Raw genomic sequence first — 18,931 nt, 5'->3', positions numbered from 1 at the left:
CGTCGGAGGAGCAGACAATGACAACGCAGCGCACCCGGTCGCTCGGGCGCCCGACCCTCGACGCCGTCGCCGCCCGCGCCGGCGTCGGTCGCGGGACGGTCTCCCGGGTGGTCAACGGCTCACCCCAGGTGAGCCCCGAGGCGCGCGCCGCGGTGCAGCAGGCCATCGCCGAGCTGGGGTACGTGCCGAACCGGGCCGCCCGTGCCCTGGTGACCCAACGCACCGACTCGATCGCCCTGGTGGTGTCGGAATCCGGCGACCGGGTCTTCACCGAGCCGTTCTTCGCCGGCATCGTCCGGGGCGTCAGCTCGGGGCTGCTGGAGACCCCGTTGCAGCTCTGGCTGGCCATGGTGCAGTCGCCGATCGAGCGGGAGCGGGTCGAGCACCACCTGACGAACCAGCACGTCGACGGGGTCCTGCTGCTGTCGCTGCACGACTCCGACCCGCTGCCCACCCTGCTGGAGGAGCGCGGCCTGCCCACCGTGCTCGGTGGCCGCCCGGCCCGGATGCTGCAACCCGGCGCGCAGCCCGCGTACTACGTCGACGTGGACAACGTGGGCGGCGCCCGGCGGGCGGTCGAACACCTGGCCGGCCGGGGGCGGCGGCGCATCGCCACCATCGCCGGCCCGCAGGACATGGGCGCCGGCCTGGGCCGGCTGACCGGCTACAAGGAGGCCGTCAGGGCCGCCGGGGGCGGGGTCGACCCCGCCCTGATCGCGTACGGCGACTTCAGCGAGGGCAGCGGTGCCGCCGGCATGCGTCGGCTGCTGGAAAACTGCCCCGACCTCGACGCCGTCTTCGTCGCCTCCGACCTGATGGCGTTCGGGGCGCTGCGTGCGCTGCGCGAGGCGGGCCGGCGGGTGCCGGAGGACGTCGCCGTGATCGGCTTCGACGACGCCCCGATCGCCCGGCAGTCCGAGCCGCCCCTGACCACGGTCTTCCAGCCGGTGGAGGAGATGGGCCGGCAGATGGCCCGCCTGCTGGTCAGCCGCATCCGCGGCGACGAGCTCCCGTCCCCCCACATCCTCCTGGACACCCAACTCATCGAACGCTCCTACGCCTGACCCCCCCACCCACCCCACCCCACCCCACCCACCTCCGGGTTGATCATGAAGTTGTCGCCCTCGACGTCGGCGTGTCGCGACAATAACTTCATGATCAACGGGCTTGGCCGGGCTGGGCTGGGTCGGGCAACGGGCCGGGCCGGGCCGGGGGAGCGGGCGGGAAGCGTGGGGTGGGGTGTCTTGGTCAGGTCGACCAGCGGCGCAGTTCGCGCTTCGCCAGCGAGGAACGGTGGACCTCGTCGGGGCCGTCCGCCAGGCGCAGTGTCCGCGACTGGGCCCAGAGGGCGGCGAGCGGGGTGTCCTGGCTGACGCCGGCTCCGCCGTACGCCTGGATGGCCTTGTCGATCACCCACTCGGCCATGGCGGGAGTGGCGATCTTGATGGCCTGGATCTCGGTGTGCGCGCCCTTGTTGCCGACCGTGTCCATCAGCCAGGCGGTCTTGAGCACCAGCAGCCGGGCCTGCTCGATGCGCACCCGGGACTCGGCGATCCACTCGCGTACCACGCCCTGCTCGGCGAGCGGCCGGCCGAACGCGACCCGCTCGAGCGCCCGCCGGCAGAGCAGCTCCAGGGCCCGCTCCGCCATGCCGATCAGCCGCATGCAGTGGTGGATCCGGCCGGGACCGAGCCGGGCCTGGGCGATCGCGAAGCCGGCGCCCTCCGCCCCGACCAGGTTCTCCACGGGTACGCGGACGTCGGTGAAGTCGACCTCGGCGTGGCCGCCGTGCGAGGCGTCGCTGTAGCCGAACACCGTCATGCCCCGCCGCACCGTGACGCCGGGAGCGTCCCGGGGCACCAGGATCATGCTCTGCTGGCGGTGCCGGTCGGCCTCCGGGTCGGTCTTGCCCATCACGATGAAGATCTCGCAGCGCGGGTCCATCGCGCCCGACGACCACCACTTGCGCCCGTCGATGACGTAGTGGTCGCCGTCGCGGGTGATCCGGGTGGCGATGTTCGTCGCGTCCGAGGACGCCACCTCCGGCTCGGTCATGCAGAACGCGGAGCGGATCTCGCCCTCCAGCAGCGGGCGCAGCCAGCGCTCCTGCTGCTCCGGCGAGCCGAACTCGGCGAGCAGCTCCATGTTGCCGGTGTCGGGCGCGGCGCAGTTGAGCGCCTCCGGGGCCAGGTGCGGGCTGCGCCCGGTCAGCTCGGCCAGCGGGGCGTACTGGAGGTTGGTCAGGCCGGCGCCGTGGCGCGGGTCGGGAAGGAAGAGGTTCCACAGGCCGCGCTTGCGCGCCTCGGCCTTCAGCTCGGCCATCACCGGGGGCCGGGCCCACGGGTCGCCGGCGGCGGCCACCTGCGCGGCGTGCACCGGCTCGGCCGGGTGGACGTGCTCGTCCAGGAACGCGGTCAGCTCGGCCCGCAGCTGCTCGGTGCGGGTGTCGTAGGCGAAGTCCATCAACGCTCCCTGGCGGCGGTCAGCCCGTGTTCGACCAGCGGTGCCACCATGTCGCCGATCCGGTCGAAGCCCTCGCCGAGCGTCTGCCCGAGCGTGTGCCGGTAGTGGATGCCCTCGCAGATCACCGCGAGCTTGAAGCAGCCGAGCGCGACGTGCCAGTGCAGCGGCCCGACGTCGACGTCGCCGCGCCCGGCGTACCGCTCGATCAGCTCCGTCCCGGTGGGGAACCCGGCGCGCGGCCCGAGCCCGTCGGCGACCGGGTTGCCGGCGGCCGATTCGCTGCCGCCGAGCACGTCCCAGTAGGTCAGCAGCAGCCCGAGGTCGGCCAGCGGGTCGCCGAGGGTGGCCATCTCCCAGTCGAGCACGGCCCGTACGGCCACCGGGTCGACGGTGGCGAGCAGGTTGTCCAGCCGGTAGTCGCCGTGCACGATCCGGCCGGCGTTGGCGCCCTCCGGCACGGTGCCGCCGAGCAGGTCCCGTAGCTCCTCGATGCCGGGCAGCGGCCGGCTGCGGGACCGGTCGAGCTGGCCGGCCCACCGGCGGACCTGCCGCGCGAGGTAGCCCTCCGGGCGGCCGAAGTCGCCCAGCCCGACCGAGGCGGGCTCGACCGCGTGCAGCGCGGCGAGGGTGTCCATCATCGCCAGCGCCAGCCCCCGCCGCTGGTCGTCCGTGAGCGGGTCGGTCTGGGCGCGGGTGCGCAACACCTCGCCGTGCACCCGTTCCATCAGGTAGAAGGGCGCGCCGATCACCTCGGCGTCCTCGCAGAGCAGCAGCGCGGCGGGCACCGGCACGTCGGTCGGCGCCAGCGCGGAGATCACCCGGTACTCCCGGGCCATGTCGTGCGCGGTGGCCAGCACGTGCCCGAGCGGGGGGCGGCGCAGCACGACCTCGCGCCCGCCGGCGTGCAGCAGGTAGGTCAGGTTGGACTTGCCGCCGGCGATCAGCCGGGCCCGTAGCGGGCCGCCGGCCAGCTCGGGCCGGTGCCGGGCCAGGTGGGCGGCGAGCCGGTCGAGATCCAGCCCCCGGGGGGAGGCGGCGGCGGGGCTGCTGCCCGGCCCGTGCGCGTCGACGGCCGGCTCGGTCATCCGATTAGTTGATGGCAGCTCCGCCATGTTGTCAAGGCCGGGAGTTGACCCTCGGGACATGCCGCGGCAACAGGGGCGAAACGGCCACCGGCCAGGCTGGGGCCCAGCCTGCCGGCCAGCGGTGCCGGCCCGCCGAGCGGAGGGGTTCAGACATGTTGCTGCGAGTTCGGGTCACCCTGCCGGACCGTCCGGGCACGCTCGGTCAGGTGGCGCGCACCATGGGCGTGTCCGGTGCGGACATCGTCCAGGTGGTCGTCCTGGAGCGGCTCGGCGGGCGGGCGGTGGACGACTTCACCGTGGTCTGGCCGGGCGCGGCACGGGTCGAGCGGCTGCTCGCCGGGCTGGCGGCGATCCCCGGCGTCCGGGTGGACGGGGTGTGGCGGGCGATCGGCGCGCCCACCACCTCCGGGCAGGACGCCGAGCTGCTGGCCCAGGTCGCGGCCAACCCGGTCGACGGCGTCGCCACGCTGGTCGACGCCGTGCCCGGGCTGCTCGCCGCCGACTGGGCGGTGGTCGCGGTGGTGCCGGTGGACTGGGCCGCCCGGACCGGCGCCGCCGGGGAGGCGACCGTCGGGTACGCGAGCTGGCGCGCGCCCGTACCGCCGCCGCTGCCGGAGGTGACCCCGCTGCGGGCCCGGGCGATCAGCACGCCCGGCGGCGCGCACGTCGCGGTCGCGCCGTTCGGCCGGGCCGGCCTGGTGCTGGTGGTGGCCCGGGAGTGCGCCGGGACGCCGGCCGCGGCGGCGTTCCACGCCACGGAGGTGGACCGGCTGGCGCAGCTCGTCCGGGCCGCCGCGGTGATCCTCGGCGACCGGCTCGACCTGGTCGGGGCGCCGCCGGTGGCCGCCAAGCCCTGAGCCCGGCCGGTCGGGCGGGCGGCGGTCGGTGTGGCGCAGGTCGCGCGACGGAACTTCAGCCGTCACCCGGGGGCAACCGGCCCGCAACAGCGACGGGCGAGCCTCGTACGGGGGAAGGGAGCGGATCATGACGCTGTGGCGGATCCGGGCGACCGTGGACGACCGGCCGGGCTACCTGTCGGTGCTCACGGCGAGCCTGGCGTTGCGGGGGGTCAACATCCTCGCCGTGCAGGTGCACACCACCGAGCGGGGCGCCGTCGACGACTTCCTGGTCGACGCGCCGGACACGCTCGACGAGGCCGGCCTCGTCGCCGCCGTGCACCGGGGGCGGGGCCGGGACTGCTGGGTGGCGCGCAGCGAGGCGCGCGGGCTCGCCGACCAGCCGACCCGGGCCCTCGGCCTGGCCACCCGGCTGGTGCGGGACCCGGACGCGACCGGGGAGGCGCTGCGTGCCCTGCTCGGCGCGGACACGGTCAGCTGGCGACCGTCGCCCGCGGGCGCCGGCTGCGGGATCGCCGACACGACCATGCTGCTGGAGGATCCGGCCGGCGGGTCGTTCGCGCTGCGCCGGGCCGCGCCGGGCTTCACCCCGGCCGAGTACGCCCGCGCGCAGGCCCTGGTCGAGCTGTCGGCCGCCGTCGCGCGCCGGGCCGCGGAACAGGTCACCCTGGTGCTGCCCGACGGCGCCGAGGTGTCGGTACGGCCGGCCGTCGCCGACGACCTGCCCGGCGTGGTCGAGCTGCACGAGGAGTGCTCGCCGGGCAGCCGCCACCGGCGTTACCTCGGCGGCGCGGGGACGCCGACCCCGGCCCGGCTGCGTCGGCTGCTGGAGCCGGCCCGGGGCGTGACCCTGCTCGCCACGGCCGGCGGTGACGCCGGGGAGGCGGAGTCGGTGGTGGCGATGGCGAATCTGCTCGCCGAGGGTGACGAGGCCGAGGTGGCGCTGCTGGTCCGCGACGACTGGCAGCGGCGGGGCCTCGGCACGGCGCTGCTGCGCCGGCTGGTCCGGCACGCGGAGCAGGCCGGCTACGCGGCCCTGGTGCTGCACGTTCAGGCGGAGAACGCCCCGATGTTGCGTACCGTGCGGCGGCTCGGCCGGCCCACGCCGGCCGAGCGGGACGGCGGCCTGGTGACCGTCACCGTTCCGCTCGTCGAGGGCGCGTCCGCGCGACACGGGTGAGCCGTCGCCGCGTGGGCACGGGATGAGGCCCCACGGCCGTCGGAACGGCACGGGTGAGCCGGCAGCCGTGCCGTCCGGACGGGACGTGCGGGGGTCAGCCGTCGCCCGCGCCGCGGCCCTGCACGCAGAACCGGTTGCTCTCCGGGTCGGCGAGCACCACGTACGGCGGCTCGGCGGGATGCGGGTCGGCGGGGTAGTGCGGCCAGTCGACCCGGCGGGCGCCGAGCGCGACCAGTCGGGCGACCTCGTCGTCGAGGTCCATCTCGCCGCCGTCTGGGTGTAAGGAAGGGCACCTTGCAATCGCTATGCGTTAGTAAGGTGCCCTTCCTTGCACCTCAGGTCGTCGGGTAGCTGTTGTAGTCGGGGAAGTTGCCGTAGAGGCGGCCGTCGCCGCCCTGGGTCACCGCGTGCACCAGCAGGTCGCCGCCGACGAAGGCGCCCTTCCAGGACGCGCCCCGGCCGCCGAACGGCTCGTCCCGGTCGCCCCGGGAACGGGGCTTGTTGATGCCCACCTTGAACGCCTGGAGGTCGACCGCGAGCTTGCCGGCCAGCTCCTCGTCGTCGCAGGCCAGCGAGGCGACCAGCGCGCCGTTCGAGGCGTTCATCGCGGCCAGCAGCTCGTCGGTGGTGTCCACCACGACGATGGTGTCGACCGGGCCGAACGGCTCGGCGTGCATGAGCCGGGACCGGCCGGGCGGGGCCAGCAGCACCGACGGGGCCACGTACGCGGAGGTGTCCTGCCCGTCGAGGAACGGCGCGCCGTGCAGCTTGCCCCGGTGCAGCGGCACCGCGCCGCCGCGTACCGCCTCGTCGACCTTGCGGCGCAGCTCGTCGGCCTTGGCGGCGCTGATCAGCGGGCCGAAGTCCAGCTCGGGCAGCGGGTCACCGGCGGTCCAGTCGTCACCGACGGCGAGCGGGTGCCCGAACCGGACGGAGCGCACCACCGGCAGGTACATGTCGAGGAACTCGTCGACGAGGTCCCGCTGGACCACGAAGCGCGGGTACGCGGTGCAGCGCTGCTTGCCGTACTCGAAGCCCTTCTTGAGGTGCCCGGCGAGCAGGTCCCACTGGGAGAAGTTCCAGATGCCCCAGGCGTTGAGGCCCTCCTGCTCGATGAAGTGCCGCTTGTCGGAGTCGAGCAGCGCGGCGGCGACCTTGCCGCCGTTGGAACGCCCGCCGACGAACGCCACCGCGCCGATCTCCGGCGCCCGGACGAGCACCTCGGACAGCTCCTCGCCGCCGCCGGAGACCAGGGTGGCGGGCAGCCCGGCCCGGCGCATCAGCGCGTGCGCGACGGTGAGGCAGACCGCCCCGCCCTGCGAGGGGGTCTTGGCGATGACCGCGTTGCCGGCGAGCAGCTGCACCAGCTCGGCGTGCACGAGCACGCTCATCGGGTAGTTCCACGACGCGATGTTGCTGACCGGTCCCGGCAGCGGCTCCCGGCCGTCGGCGAGCATCCGGTCGATCTCGTCGACGTACCACCGGACGCCATCGAGCGCCCGGTCCACGTCGGCGCAGGCCAGCCGCCACGGCTTGCCGATCTCCCAGACCAGCAGCAGGGCGAGCAGGTCGCGGTGGGCGGTGAGCGCGTCCAGGGCGTCGGTGACCCGGGCCTTGCGCTCGGCGAGCGGGGTGTCGGCCCAGGCCCGGTGCGCGGCGGCGGCGTGCGCGACCGCGGCGCGGGCGGACTCCGCGTCGAGGCGGGACAGGTTGACCAGCACGGTGTTGTCGACCGGCGTGCGGACGGGGCTGGGGGTGCCCACGGCGTGCCAGTCGCCGCGGACGAGGTTGTGCAGGGTGGTGACGCCGTCGACCGGGGAGCCGAACGCCTCGGGCGCGGCGGCCACCGCGCGGGCGAGGGTGTCGGACCAGGCGGTGCCGTCGGCGAGTCGTAGAGCCATCGCGATCTCCTCAGGTTGGCCGGGGGAGCGGCAACGTCGATGGCACCGCTGGTGTGGGCGTACTGTCGCGCGCCGGAAAGGGACGGGCAACAGTACGTTCGTATGCCGGAACGCCCGGCCCGTCGCCCGCCCGGCCGCGACGCGCTTACTCGCCCACCCGTCCCGGTGATGACCTGCCCGTACGCCGTAATTCAATCCATGTCTCTCGATGGTGTGACGTACGTCCGGTGTGCAGGTAAGGGCTTTCCTGTCAGCGCCCCTGCGCGGGCGCACCGTGGGCGCCCCGCGGGCGTCTTCACAAACCGGCGACCGTCGCATTACATTGTCGGTCATCCATGGGAGCGCTCCCGGGCCCGTGGCCGCACCCCCACCACCCTCGCCGGCACGCCCCGACCACCATCCCGCGCGCCGTCCCCGGTGCCGCCGGCGACGCCACCGACAGGAGCCCCGTCATGCGTCACCCGAGACGTCCGCGCCGGCCGGGCGAGCAGCCCTGGCTGCCCCGCCTGCTGGCCGCCGGCAGCGCCCTCGCCGCCGGCCTCGCCCTCGCCGTCACCGCCGCGACGCCCGCCTCCGCCGCGACGCCCGCCGCCGCCGGGGGCGCCGCGCGGACCGCGTCCGCCGCCGCCGCAGCGCCCGCCGCCGCCTTCAACTACGCCGAGGCGTTGCAGAAGTCGCTCTACTTCTACGAGGCGCAGCAGTCCGGCCCGCTGCCGGACTGGAACCGGGTCTCCTGGCGCGGCGACTCCGCGCTCACCGACGGCGCCGACGTCGGGCTCGACCTCACCGGCGGCTGGTACGACGCCGGCGACCACGTCAAGTTCGGCTTCCCCATGGCGTTCAGCGCCACCATGCTCGCCTGGGGCGCCGTCGAGTACCGCGCCGGCTACGTCGCCTCCGGCCAGCTGCCGCACCTGCTCAACAACCTGCGCTTCGTCAACGACTACTTCATCAAGGCGCACCCGGCGCCCAACGTCCTCTACGGACAGGTCGGCAAGGGCGACGACGACCACAAGTGGTGGGGCCCGGCCGAGGTGATGCAGATGGCGCGGCCCGCGTACAAGATCGACGCGAGCTGCGGCGGCGCGGACCTGGCGGGGGAGACGGCGGCGGCGATGGCCGCGTCGTCGATGGTCTTCCGGCCCACCGACGCCGCCTACGCCGACAAGCTGCTCGGGCACGCCAGGCAGCTCCACACGTTCGCCGACACGGTGCGCAAGAGCTACCACGAGTGCATCACCGACGCGACCAGCTTCTACCGCTCCTGGAGCGGCTGGCAGGACGAGCTGGTCTGGTCCGCGATCTGGCTGCACCGGGCCACCGGCGAGGCCGCCTACCTCGCCAAGGCCGAGAGCGAGTACGACAAGCTCGGCACCGAGAACCAGAGCACCACCCGCTCCTACAAGTGGACCATCGCCTGGGACAACAAGCAGTTCGGGGCGTACGTGCTGCTGGCCAACCTGACCGGCAAGCAGAAGTACGTCGACGACGCCAACCGCTGGCTCGACTACTGGACCGTCGGCGTCAACGGGCAGCGGGTGCCGTACTCGCCCGGCGGGATGGCGGTGCTCGACTCGTGGGGCGCCCTGCGCTACGCGGCGAACACGTCCTTCGCGGCCCTCGTCTACAGCGACAAGACCACCGACGCCACCCGCAAGGCCCGCTACAAGGACTTCGCCGTCCGGCAGATCAACTACGCCCTCGGCGACAACCCGCGCGCCTCCAGCTACGTCATCGGGTTCGGCGCCAACTCCCCGAAGAACCCGCACCACCGCACCGCGCACGGCTCCTGGTGGGACAGCCAGACCGTGCCCGTCGAGACCCGGCACACCCTCTACGGCGCGCTGGTCGGCGGCCCGTCGGCGGCCAACGACGCGTACACCGACAGCCGGTCGGACTACGTGATGAACGAGGTCGCCACCGACTACAACGCCGGCTTCAGCTCCGCGCTGGCCCGGCTCGCCCAGGAGTACGGCGGCACCCCGCTCGCCGGCTTCCCCCGCGCCGAGACGCCGGACATCGACGAGCTGACCGTCGAGACCACGGTGATGCAGGCCGAGCCGCGCGCCACCGGCCTCAAGGCCATCGTCTACAACAAGTCGGCCTTCCCTGCCCGCGCCCTGACCGACGGCAAGTTCCGCTACTACTTCCGCCCCGACGGCACCGGCCCGGTCACGGTCACCCCCGGCTACACCCAGGGCTGCCCGTCGCCGGCCACGGCCAGGCAGTTCTCCGGCGACATCTGGTACGTCGAGGTGGACTGCACCGGGCACACCATCGCGCCCGCCGGGCAGTCGCAGCACCGGATGGAGGTGCAGTTCAAGATCGGCGTGCCCGAGGGCGGCACCTGGGACCCGACGAACGACCCGTCGTACCAGGCGGCGGCCGGACCGAACCGGAAGGTCACGCTCTACTCCGGCGCCACCCGGATCTGGGGCGAGGAGCCCGGCCCGGCCACCCCCGACACCACCGCGCCGACCACCCCCGGCACCCCCGTCGCCTCGGCCGTCACCGCGACCGGGCTGACCCTGACCTGGCCCGCGTCCACCGACGCCGGCGGCAGCGGGCTGGCCGGCTACGAGGTCACCCAGGGGCAGGTCGGCAGCGACGCGCTCGTCCTGCTCAACTCGGCCACCAACACCCTGGCCGTGACCCGGCTGCTGCCCGAGCGGACGTACCGCTTCACGGTGCGGGCCCGCGACGGCGCCGGCAACCGCTCGGCCGCCTCGCCCGTGGCCGAGGTGACCACGCCCGCCGCGCCGGCCCCCGACACCGTCGCGCCGACCCGCCCCGGCACCCCGACCGCCTCGGCGGTCACCGCCACCAGGCTCACCCTGAGCTGGGCCGCGTCGACCGACAACGTCGGCGTCACCGGTTACCGGGTCTACCGGTCGGCCGCCGGCGGGGACACGCTGGTCGGCTCGCCCACCGGCACCACGCTGGCGGTGACCGGGCTGACCGCCGCGACCGCGTACCAGTTCCACGTGGTGGCCGTGGACGCCGCCGGCAACGCCTCGGCGGCGTCCGCGCCGGTCGCCGTCACCACCGCCGACCCGCCCGCGTCCGGCGGCTGCGCCGTGACCTGGACGACCAGCGGCTGGGACAGCGGCTTCACCGCGAACGTCACCCTCACCAACACGGGCACCACCGCGATCGCCGGCTGGACGCTCGCCTTCACCTTCCCCCACGCCGGCCAGAAGGTCGGCCAGGGCTGGTCGGCGACGTGGACCCAGACCGGCGCCGCGGTCACCGCCACCAGCCTCTCCTACAACGGCCGGCTCGCGCCGGGCGCGTCGACCAGCTTCGGCTTCAACGGCACCCACACCGGATCGAACCCGAAGCCCACCACGTTCACCCTCAACGGCACCCCCTGCACCGTCTCCTGACGCACCCGGTGGCGCGGACGCATCGCCGTCCGCGCCACCGGCGGGCGCGGACGTCACCGTCCGCGCCCCCAACGGACGTCACCGTCCGCGCCCCCGGCGGAATCTTGGACAGTTGCCGTTCGTCGCGGACGGCAACTGTCCAAGATTCACCCCTCGGGGCGCCAGCCAGCCGCGAGCAGGGCGCGGCGGAGGGAGTCGGCCACCTCGTCGGGGCGGGCGCGGATCAGCCATGCCGGGAAGCGGAGGATGCGGTCCCCCGAGGTCCAGACGTCGTTCTGGCGACGCATGTCGGCCGCCCAGTGCCGGACGTCCATGTGGTGCGCGCCGTCGATCTCGACGTGCAACCCCCACTCCCGCCAGTACGCGTCGAGCCACCGCGTCCGCCCGGAGGCGTCGGCGCGCCGCTGCTGAAGGTGAGGCGCGGGCAGGCCGTGGCGGCGGCAGAGCCGGACGAAATCGATCTCCGAGAGCGCCTCCGCGCCGCCCGCGATGTCGGCCACGGTCTGCCGGATCAACGCCCGCCGACGGGCCCGGGGCAGCGCGTCCAACACCGCCGACAACTCCGCCGGCGTGACCCGTCGCTGCTGACAGCCGGCCGCCAGCGCCGCCTGCGCCTGGTCGACGGTACGGGCCCAGCCGGCCGCGTCCACCAGTGCCCGGGCGGTGGTGGTGCGCGGCGGTCGGGCGAGCTGGAGATGCGCCGGTGGCAGCACTGACGCGCGGTGCACGACGACCGCCGGCATGTCGATCGGCAGTCGGCCCAGCACGGTGCGCCCCGCCCGCCGGTGCGCCGGCACGAGCACGTGCAGCGGCTCGCGCCGCAGTCCGCGTACGCCCGCCTCGGCGGCAGCCGTCGGGCCGGCCAGGACAGCACCGGAACCCGTGGCGAGCACCGCCACCCACAGTTGCTGGTCCCGGGTCAGCCGGCCGTTGCCCATCAGCACGACGCCCCGGCAGATCGCGCGCCACCGCCCGGAGCGCACGCGTCCGCGTACGGTGCCCTCGGTCAGCGAACGGATCGCCTGGGCGGTGGTGACGACGCCGGCCTGCGCGAACGCCAGCCAGTCGAGCGCGTCGGCCTCGTCGGCCGGAAGGTCGGGGTACACCCGTCCCACCCTCGCCGCCGGCCGCGCCGCCCGCCGCCCCGCGCGGGGATCCCGGGCGGTAGCCGCCCGCGATTCGGGGCATTCCCTCCTCGTGACACTGCTGACGGTGGGGCACGGGGCGGCCGATCGGGAGCGGCTGGGCGAGCTGCTGACGGGGGCCGGGGTCGCGCTCGTCGTGGACGTGCGGCGGTTCCCGGCGAGCCGAACCAACCCCGACGTACGCCGGGAGGAGTTGGCCCGCTGGCTGCCGGCGGCCGGCGTGGACTACCGCTGGGAGCAGCGCCTCGGCGGCCGGCGGCACACCCCGGCTGGCACGGACGAGCCGGACACCTGGTGGACTGTCGCCGCCTTCCGGGCGTACGCGGCGTACACCCGTACCGTCGACTTCCGGGCGGCGCTGGAGGCGGTGCTGGCGGACGCGGCGGCCCGGACCACGGCGGTGATGTGCAGCGAGAGCGTCTGGTGGCGCTGCCACCGGCGGCTGATCGCCGACGTCGCCGTGCTGGGGCGCGGCGTGCCGGTGTCCCACCTGATGCCGGACGGCCGGCTCACCCCGCACCGCCCCGCCGAGGGCGCCCGCCGGCTGCCCGACGGCGACCTCGTCTGGGACGGCTGACCGACGGACGGGACGGCATGACCGACGGGCGGGACGGCATGACCGACGGACGGGACAGTCGACCGGCGGCCGGGACGGCTGACCGACGGGTGGGCGTTCAGTCGGCCAGTTCGTCGGCGAGCAGGTCCATCAGCAGCCCGTCGTGCCAGCGCCCGTCCTCGCCGCGCTCGTAGCGGCGCAGCACCCCGACGGGGCGGAAGCCGACCTTCGCGTACGCCCGGACGGCCGCCGTGTTCGCCGCCGCCGGGTCGATGGTGAACCGGTGGTGGCCGTGCTCGTCGATCAGGTGCCGGACCAGGGTGCGGATCGCGTCCCCGCCGAGCCCCGCGCCGCGTACCGCCGGGTCGAGGAAGACGTCCATGCTGGCGTGCCGGTAGTCGGGGTCGTCCTCGGCGTACCACTGGATCGCGCCGACCACCCGGCCGTCGTGCTCGATCGCGTACACCGTCAGGGCCTCGTCGGCGAGGTCGGCCCGGACGGCGGCGGCGAGGTCGTCGCCGCCGCGCCACCAGCGCCGGACCTCCGGGGCGGCCCGGATCGCGGCGAGCGCCGGCACGTCCCCGGCGCCCGCCGGCCGCAGGGTCACCGTCCGGCCGCGCAGCATCCGCCTCAGCCCCGGATCTCGCCGTGCTCGACGCAGACCGCCGCCCAGCCGACCGGCAGCACCTGCACCTTCATCCGGCGGCGGCAGTGCGCGCAGAAGCGCGGCGGCTCCAGCTCCCGGGCCGCCGCGCACCCGTCGTGCGACCCGGCCGCCACGGCCTCGCCGCAGCGGTCGCACCAGACGGCCGACGCCCCGCTGGCCGCCGTCGCCGCGTCACTCGTCGTCACCGGGGCGCTCACAGCGTTGCGGAGAGCGCCTTGACCGGCATCTTCAGGTCGTCGAGCAGCTCCAGGTCGGCCGTCGCCGGCCGGCCCAGCGTGGTCAGGTAGTTGCCGACGATCACCGCGTTGATGCCGCCGAGCAGGCCGTCGCGGGTGCCCAGGTCACCGAGGGTGATCTCCCGGCCGCCCGCGTAGCGCAGGATGGTGCGCGGCATGGCCAGCCGGAAGGCGGCGATGGCGCGCAGCGCGTCCTTGCCCTCCACCACCGGCCGGTCGCCCAGCGGGGTGCCGGGGCGCGGGTTGAGGAAGTTCAGCGGCACCTCGTGCGGGTCCAGCTCGGCGAGCTGCGCGGCGAACTCGGCCCGCTGCTCCACCGTCTCGCCGAGGCCGAGGATGCCGCCGCAGCAGACCTCCATGCCGGACTCGCGGACCATCCGCAGGGTCTCCCAGCGCTCCTCCCAGGAGTGCGTGGTGACCACGTTGGGGAAGTAGGAGCGGCAGGTCTCCAGGTTGTGGTTGTAGCGGTGCACGCCCATGTCGACCAGCTCGTCGACCTGCTCCTTGCTGAGCATGCCCAGCGACGCGGCCACCTGGATGTCGACCTCGGCCTTGATCGCGGCGACGCCCTCGCGCATCTGCTTCATCAGCCGGGCGTCCGGGCCGCGCACGGCCGCCACGATGCAGAACTCCGTCGCCCCGGTCGCGGCGGTCTGCTTCGCCGCCTCGACCAGCGAGGGGATGTCCAGCCAGACCGACCGGACCGGGGAGGTGAACAGGCCGGACTGCGAGCAGAAGTGGCAGTCCTCCGGGCACCCGCCGGTCTTCAGCGAGACGATCCCCTCGACCTCCACCTCGGGCCCGCACCACCGCATCCGCACCTCGTGGGCGAGCTGGAGGGCGGCGGGCAGCTGCTCGTCGGGCAGGTTCAGCACGGCGAGGACGCCGGCCTCGTCGAGACCGACGCCGTTCTCCAGCACCTGGGTTCGGGCCTGGTCGAGGATCTCTGGCATGGCTCGTACCCTACAAGGCCACCTGGCCGGGACGAACGGCCCGCGTGTCGGCACCCGGACGCAGGGGTGGACACGCCGGGCGCTGGCCGGCGGGTGGTAATTTCGCCCGGCGGAAGCGGCCGACGGCGGCCGGCCGGGCGGCGTGGGGGTGACGGTGGCGGACTGGCTGGCGGCGCTCGACCGCCGCGCCGAACTGCGCGCGAAGGCGGGGCTGACCCGCCGGCTGCGACCGCGGGCCGCCGGCGACGCCGTGGTCGACCTGGCCGGCAACGACTACCTCGGCCTGGCCACCCACCCCGAGGTCACCGCCGCGGCGGCGCGGGCGCTGTCGGCGTACGGGCTGGGGGCCACCGGGTCGCGGCTGGTGCGCGGCTCCACCGACGCCCACCACACGCTCGAGGACGCCCTCGCCGACTGGCTCGGCGCCGAACGGGCACTCGTCTTCTCCTCCGGCTACCTGGCCAACCTCGGGGCGGTCCGGGCGCTGGTGCGGCCCCGTACGCTGCTCGTCTCCGACGCCCACAACCACGCCTCCCTGATCGACGGCTGCCGGATCTCGGGCGCGGAGACCGTGGTGACCCCACACGCCGACGTCGCGGCGGTGGCCGCCGCGCTCGCCGCCGCGCCCGGCCGGCCGGCGGTGGTCGTCACCGAGTCGGTCTTCTCCGTCGACGGCGACCTCGCCCCGCTGGCCCGGCTGCACGCCGTCGCCCGGGAGCACGGCGCGTTGCTGCTGGTCGACGACGCGCACGCCCTCGGGGTGACCGGCCCGGCCGGCGCCGGGGGTGTCGCCGCCGCCGGCCTCGCCGGCCAGCCCGACGTGGTCGTCACCGCCACCCTCTCCAAGGCCCTCGGCGGCGCGGGCGGGGTGGTCGCCGGGCCGGCGGAGTTCGTCCGGCACGTGATCGAGACCGGCCGGACCTTCATCTTCGACACCGCGCTGCCGCCGGCCGTGGCCGCGGGCGTGCACGCCGCCGTCGGGCTGGCCCGCGCCGGCGACGACCTGCGCGCGGAACTGGCCGAGCGGGCCGCCCTGGTCGTCCGCCGGCTGGGCGCCGCCGGGCTCGCCGTCTCCGCCCCCGACGGCGCGGTCGTCTCGGTCACCGCCCCCGGCCCCGAGGCGGCGAGCGCCTGGGCGGCCGACTGCCGCGACCGGGGAGTCGCCGTCGGCTGTTTCCGGCCCCCGTCCACGCCGGACGGCCGGTCCCGGCTGCGGCTGACCATCGGCGCCGGCATCCCCCGGGCGGACTTCGAGCGGGCCCTGGAGACCATCGTGGAGTGTGCCCCGTGAGCGCGAGGAGTGAGCGGGGTTTGCGAGCCCCGCAGTCGCGAACAAGGGCGACGCTGTGAGTCGGGGTGGGGACATGACCGGGCCGTGGCGCGGGCCGGTGCTGGTGACCGGCACCGACACCGACGTCGGCAAGACGGTGGTCACCGCGGCGATCACGGCCGCCGCGCAGGCGGCCGGCCTGCGGGTCGCGGTGGTCAAGCCCGCCCAGACGGGTACGGCCGGCGGCGAGCCGGGCGACGTCGACGCGGTCAACCGGCTGGCCGCCCCGCTGACCGGCCGGACCCTGGCCAGCTTCCCCGACCCGCTCGCCCCGCTGGCGGCGGCCCGGGTCGCCCAGTTGGCGCCGCTGGACCTGGACACCGCCGTCGACGCGGTCCGCGAGGAGGCCGACAAACACGACCTGGTGCTCGTCGAGGGCGCGGGCGGCCTGCTCGTACCGATGGGGCTGTGGCCGGAGGGGAAGGCCTGGACGGTGGCGGACCTGGCGGTGGCACTGGGCTGCCCGGCCGTGGTGGTGACGCGGGCCGGCCTGGGCACCCTGAACCACACCGCGCTGACGCTGGAGGCCCTGGAACGTCGGGGGGTGCCGGCGGGCGTGGTGGTCGGCGCGTGGCCGGCCGCGCCGGAGCTGGTGCACTGGGCCAACCTGACCGACCTGGTGCCGAGGCTGATGGGCGCCCTGCCGGCCGGGACCGGGGCGATGGATCCGGGGGTCTTCCGCCGGTCCGCGTCCGGCTGGCTCACCCCCGCCCTGTACGGGGTGCTCGACGACTGGCGCGCGTGGGCCGAGGAGATCAGCTGAGCACCTGACTTTCGTCGGTGCCGGCGCAGGTCGGGCGTGGGTAGCCTGACCGCCGTGGGGAACTGGTGGTCCGTCCGGGTGGGCGGCGCGGTGCGGTCCCGGCAGGTCGTCCGGCGGCGGCTCGGCGACCTGCTCCTGTGGGCGACGACCGCTGCCCCGATCGCGTACGCGCTTGTCACCCCGCCGCACTCGGGGCCGGCCACCGCCCGGCTGGCCGGCGCGCTGCTGCTGCTCACGGTGGCGGTCGCGGTGAGCCGGCGCTGGCCGGTGGTCGCCCTGGTCGTCGTGGTGCTCGGGTCGTTGCTGGACGGCAACTTCCTCTTCGCGATCCCGGTGTTCAGTTATCTGACCGGTCGCCGCAGCGCCACCGCCCGCACGGCCGCCGTCGCCTTCGCCGTGCTCGCGGCCGGCGGCACGGCGCTCAACCTGGGGCTGCTCGGCACCGGCGCGGCCACCTGGTTCCTGCTCGCCTCGGTGCTGCTCTTCGCCGGGGTGTTCCCGTGGCTCGTCGGGCGGTACCGGCGGCAGCAGGCCGCCCTGACCGAGGCCGGCCGCCGGCACGCCGAGGCGCGGGAGCGCGAGCGGCGGGGCACCGCGGAGCGGGTCCGACTGCGGGAACGGGCCCGCATCGCCCAGGAGATGCACGACTCGCTCGGGCACGACCTGAGCCTGATCGCCCTGCGCGCCGCCGCCCTGGAGGTGGCCGACGACCTGGCTCCCCGACACCGGGCCGCCGCCGCGGAGCTGCGGGCCAGCGTCGCCGCCGCCACTGAGCGGCTGCACGGGATCATCGGGGTGCTCCGGGAGCCGGACGGCGCGGCGACCACCCGGCCGGCCGACGAGAGCGTCACCGAGCTGGTCGACGGGGCCCGGGAGGCGGGCATGGCGGTGCGGCTGGACGGCGCGCAGGCCCTCGCGCAGCTGCCGCCGATGGCCGCGCACGCCGCGCACCGGGTGGTCCGCGAGGCGCTGACCAACGCCGCCCGGTACGCCCCCGGCGCGGCGGTCACCGTCGTCCTGCGCGGCGACGGCGACCAGGTCGAGGTGGCCGTCGTCAACGCGCCGTCACCGGCCGGGCCGCTGCCGGGCCCGCCGTCCACCGGTTCCGGCCTGCTCGCCCTCGCCGAGCGGGTCCGGCTCACCGGCGGCGTCCTGACGGCCGGTCCCCAAAACGATGGCGGCTTCGCCGTCCGTGCCCGCCTGCCGGCGGCGGCCCGGGCGGTCGCCGACGCCCTCCCGTCGGGTGGAGGCGACTCCGGCCCCGCCAGCGGCCGGCGGTCGGCGGGTGGCTGGTCGGCGGGGGAGGCGGACGGGCCGGGGTTTCCGGTCGCCCCGGGTGCGGGCGCCGACGCGTCGGACGGCGGGTCGCCGGGGGAACGGCCGGGCGAGGCCGAGCGGCGGCTGCGCGACGCCCGCCGGCGGGTCCGGCTCAGCCTGCTGACGGCGCTCGGCGCCCCGGCGGGCCTCGCGCTGGTCCTCTCCCTCGTCTACTACCCGGTCGCCACCGCCGGTACGGTCCTCGACGACCGGGCCTTCGCGCGGATGCCCGTGGGCGCGCAGCGCGCCGAGCTGACCGGGCTGCCCCGACGGCAGTCGGCCCCGCCCGCCGGGACGGCGCGCCCCGGCTGCGAGCACTACACCGACGGCAACTTCCCCCTGGCCCAGCCGACGTGGCGGCTCTGCTTCGTCGAGGGCCGGCTGGTCAGCAAGGAGCGGATCGACGGATGAACGCCGACACGGCCGGCCCGGTGCGGGTCGTCCTCGCCGACGACGAGGCGATGATCCGGGCGGGCGTCCGGGCCATCCTGGCCACCGATCCGGGCATCGAGGTGGTGGCCGAGGCCGGGGACGGCCGGGCCGCGGTGGAACTCGTCCGGGCGCACCGGCCCCGGGTGGCGCTGCTGGACATCCGGATGCCGAGGCTGGACGGGCTCTCCGCCGCCGCCGAGATCCGCCGGCTCGTGCCGGAGACGGCGACGCTCATGCTGACCACGTTCGGCGAGGACGACCACGTCGCCCGGGCGCTCGGGCACGGGGCGAGCGGATTCCTGCTCAAGGCCGGCGACCCACGCGAGTTGATCGCCGGGGTGCACGCCGTCGCCGACGGCGGCGCGTACCTGTCACCGCAGGTGGCGCGTCGGGTCATCGAGCTGGGCGGCGACCGGCTGGCCCGCCGGCCGGTGGCCCGGGACCGGCTGGCGGGGCTGACCGAGCGGGAGCGGGAGGTGCTCGCGCTGGTCGGGGCGGGGCTGTCCAACGCCGAGATCGCCCGCCGGCTGCACCTGGTCGAGGGGACCGTGAAGAGCTACCTGACGAGCGTCTTCACCCGCCTCGAGGTGCGCAACCGGGTGCAGGCGGCGATCCTCGCGTACGAGGCGGGGCTGGTCGAGCCGACCGGCTGACCGCCCC

The 18,931-nt window shown here is 75.5% G+C and carries 17 protein-coding genes; 9 read left to right on the top strand and 8 right to left on the bottom strand.

The annotated features are described in order from the left end of the window. Positions 1-17: 17 nt before the first annotated feature. Entirely contained in the window at positions 18-1,064 is a 1,047-nt protein-coding gene (locus RM555_RS10120; RefSeq protein ID WP_311411501.1) for a LacI family DNA-binding transcriptional regulator, read from the top strand. 184 nt (positions 1,065-1,248) lie between these two features. Here the strand turns inward: RM555_RS10120 and RM555_RS10115 are convergent, their stop codons facing one another. Together RM555_RS10115 and RM555_RS10110 are read right to left on the bottom strand one after the other, a co-directional pair. Beyond that, positions 1,249-2,463, bottom strand: coding sequence for an acyl-CoA dehydrogenase family protein (locus RM555_RS10115; RefSeq protein WP_311411500.1), 1,215 nt, complete (start codon positions 2,461-2,463; stop codon positions 1,249-1,251). Continuing rightward, positions 2,463-3,548 carry a phosphotransferase family protein gene (locus tag RM555_RS10110; protein WP_311411499.1) on the bottom strand — a complete coding sequence of 362 codons (1,086 nt, stop codon included), beginning with the start codon at positions 3,546-3,548 and terminating at the stop codon, positions 2,463-2,465. The genes RM555_RS10115 and RM555_RS10110 overlap by 1 nt, the downstream gene beginning before the upstream one ends. A 152-nt stretch (positions 3,549-3,700) precedes the next feature. Here RM555_RS10110 and RM555_RS10105 point away from each other — a divergent pair, with 152 nt between their 5' ends. Next, a complete protein-coding gene (locus RM555_RS10105; protein ID WP_311411498.1) occupies positions 3,701-4,405 on the top strand; it encodes an ACT domain-containing protein in 705 nt (234 codons plus the stop codon). Positions 4,406-4,532: 127 nt separating this feature from the next. Next, positions 4,533-5,585 (top strand): GNAT family N-acetyltransferase, encoded by a 1,053-nt coding sequence (locus RM555_RS10100; RefSeq protein ID WP_311411497.1) that lies wholly within the window; start codon positions 4,533-4,535, stop codon positions 5,583-5,585. 94 nt (positions 5,586-5,679) lie between these two features. On the opposite strand, the gene RM555_RS10095 is transcribed toward RM555_RS10100, so the two are convergent. Further along, positions 5,680-5,886, bottom strand: coding sequence for a VOC family protein (locus tag RM555_RS10095; protein WP_311411528.1), 207 nt, complete (start codon positions 5,884-5,886; stop codon positions 5,680-5,682). A gap of 34 nt (positions 5,887-5,920) precedes the next feature. Further along, positions 5,921-7,486, bottom strand: coding sequence for an aldehyde dehydrogenase family protein (locus RM555_RS10090; protein ID WP_311411496.1), 1,566 nt, complete (start codon positions 7,484-7,486; stop codon positions 5,921-5,923). A 452-nt stretch (positions 7,487-7,938) separates the two neighbouring features. On the opposite strand from RM555_RS10090, the gene RM555_RS10085 reads away from it, so the two are divergent. Beyond that, positions 7,939-10,872 (top strand): glycoside hydrolase family 9 protein, encoded by a 2,934-nt coding sequence (locus RM555_RS10085; RefSeq protein WP_311411495.1) that lies wholly within the window; start codon positions 7,939-7,941, stop codon positions 10,870-10,872. Between the two features lie 146 nt (positions 10,873-11,018). Here RM555_RS10085 and RM555_RS10080 read toward each other — a convergent pair whose 3' ends face one another. After that, the gene (locus tag RM555_RS10080; protein WP_311411494.1) at positions 11,019-11,978 is read right to left on the bottom strand and encodes a hypothetical protein; all 960 of its coding nucleotides are present in this window, start codon (positions 11,976-11,978) and stop codon (positions 11,019-11,021) included. A 91-nt stretch (positions 11,979-12,069) separates the two neighbouring features. Between RM555_RS10080 and RM555_RS10075 the strand changes: the two genes are divergently transcribed. Beyond that, positions 12,070-12,594 (top strand): DUF488 domain-containing protein, encoded by a 525-nt coding sequence (locus tag RM555_RS10075; RefSeq protein WP_311411493.1) that lies wholly within the window; start codon positions 12,070-12,072, stop codon positions 12,592-12,594. A gap of 97 nt (positions 12,595-12,691) precedes the next feature. Here the strand turns inward: RM555_RS10075 and RM555_RS10070 are convergent, their stop codons facing one another. From RM555_RS10070 to bioB, 3 genes are read right to left on the bottom strand one after another with little or no spacing between them, the layout of a single operon-like run. Then, on the bottom strand, positions 12,692-13,198 hold the full coding sequence (locus tag RM555_RS10070; RefSeq protein ID WP_311411492.1) for a GNAT family N-acetyltransferase: 507 nt from the start codon (positions 13,196-13,198) through the stop codon (positions 12,692-12,694). A gap of 5 nt (positions 13,199-13,203) precedes the next feature. After that, on the bottom strand, positions 13,204-13,437 hold the full coding sequence (gene bsaP, locus RM555_RS10065; RefSeq protein WP_396888723.1) for a biotin synthase auxiliary protein BsaP: 234 nt from the start codon (positions 13,435-13,437) through the stop codon (positions 13,204-13,206). Beyond that, on the bottom strand, positions 13,434-14,429 hold the full coding sequence (gene bioB, locus RM555_RS10060) for a biotin synthase BioB (protein WP_132233178.1): 996 nt from the start codon (positions 14,427-14,429) through the stop codon (positions 13,434-13,436). Before bioB ends, bsaP begins: the two co-directional genes overlap by 4 nt. A gap of 154 nt (positions 14,430-14,583) precedes the next feature. Here bioB and RM555_RS10055 point away from each other — a divergent pair, with 154 nt between their 5' ends. The 4 genes from RM555_RS10055 (at position 14,584) to RM555_RS10040 (ending at position 18,924) form a co-directional block, all read left to right on the top strand. After that, on the top strand, positions 14,584-15,720 hold the full coding sequence (locus tag RM555_RS10055) for an 8-amino-7-oxononanoate synthase (protein ID WP_311411490.1): 1,137 nt from the start codon (positions 14,584-14,586) through the stop codon (positions 15,718-15,720). A gap of 73 nt (positions 15,721-15,793) precedes the next feature. Beyond that, positions 15,794-16,522, top strand: a complete 729-nt coding sequence (gene bioD, locus RM555_RS10050) for a dethiobiotin synthase (RefSeq protein ID WP_311411489.1) — start codon at positions 15,794-15,796, stop codon at positions 16,520-16,522. Positions 16,523-16,576: 54 nt separating this feature from the next. Further along, on the top strand, positions 16,577-18,250 hold the full coding sequence (locus RM555_RS10045; RefSeq protein ID WP_311411488.1) for a sensor histidine kinase: 1,674 nt from the start codon (positions 16,577-16,579) through the stop codon (positions 18,248-18,250). After that, a complete protein-coding gene (locus RM555_RS10040; RefSeq protein WP_151456273.1) occupies positions 18,247-18,924 on the top strand; it encodes a response regulator in 678 nt (225 codons plus the stop codon). The genes RM555_RS10045 and RM555_RS10040 overlap by 4 nt, the downstream gene beginning before the upstream one ends. The last annotated feature ends 7 nt before the right edge of the window (positions 18,925-18,931 follow it).

Origin of the sequence: Micromonospora reichwaldensis, from assembly GCF_031845925.1 — a bacterium.
Classification (GTDB): Bacteria; Actinomycetota; Actinomycetes; order Mycobacteriales; family Micromonosporaceae; genus Micromonospora; species Micromonospora reichwaldensis.
This window is presented reverse-complemented; position numbering and strand designations above follow the sequence as displayed.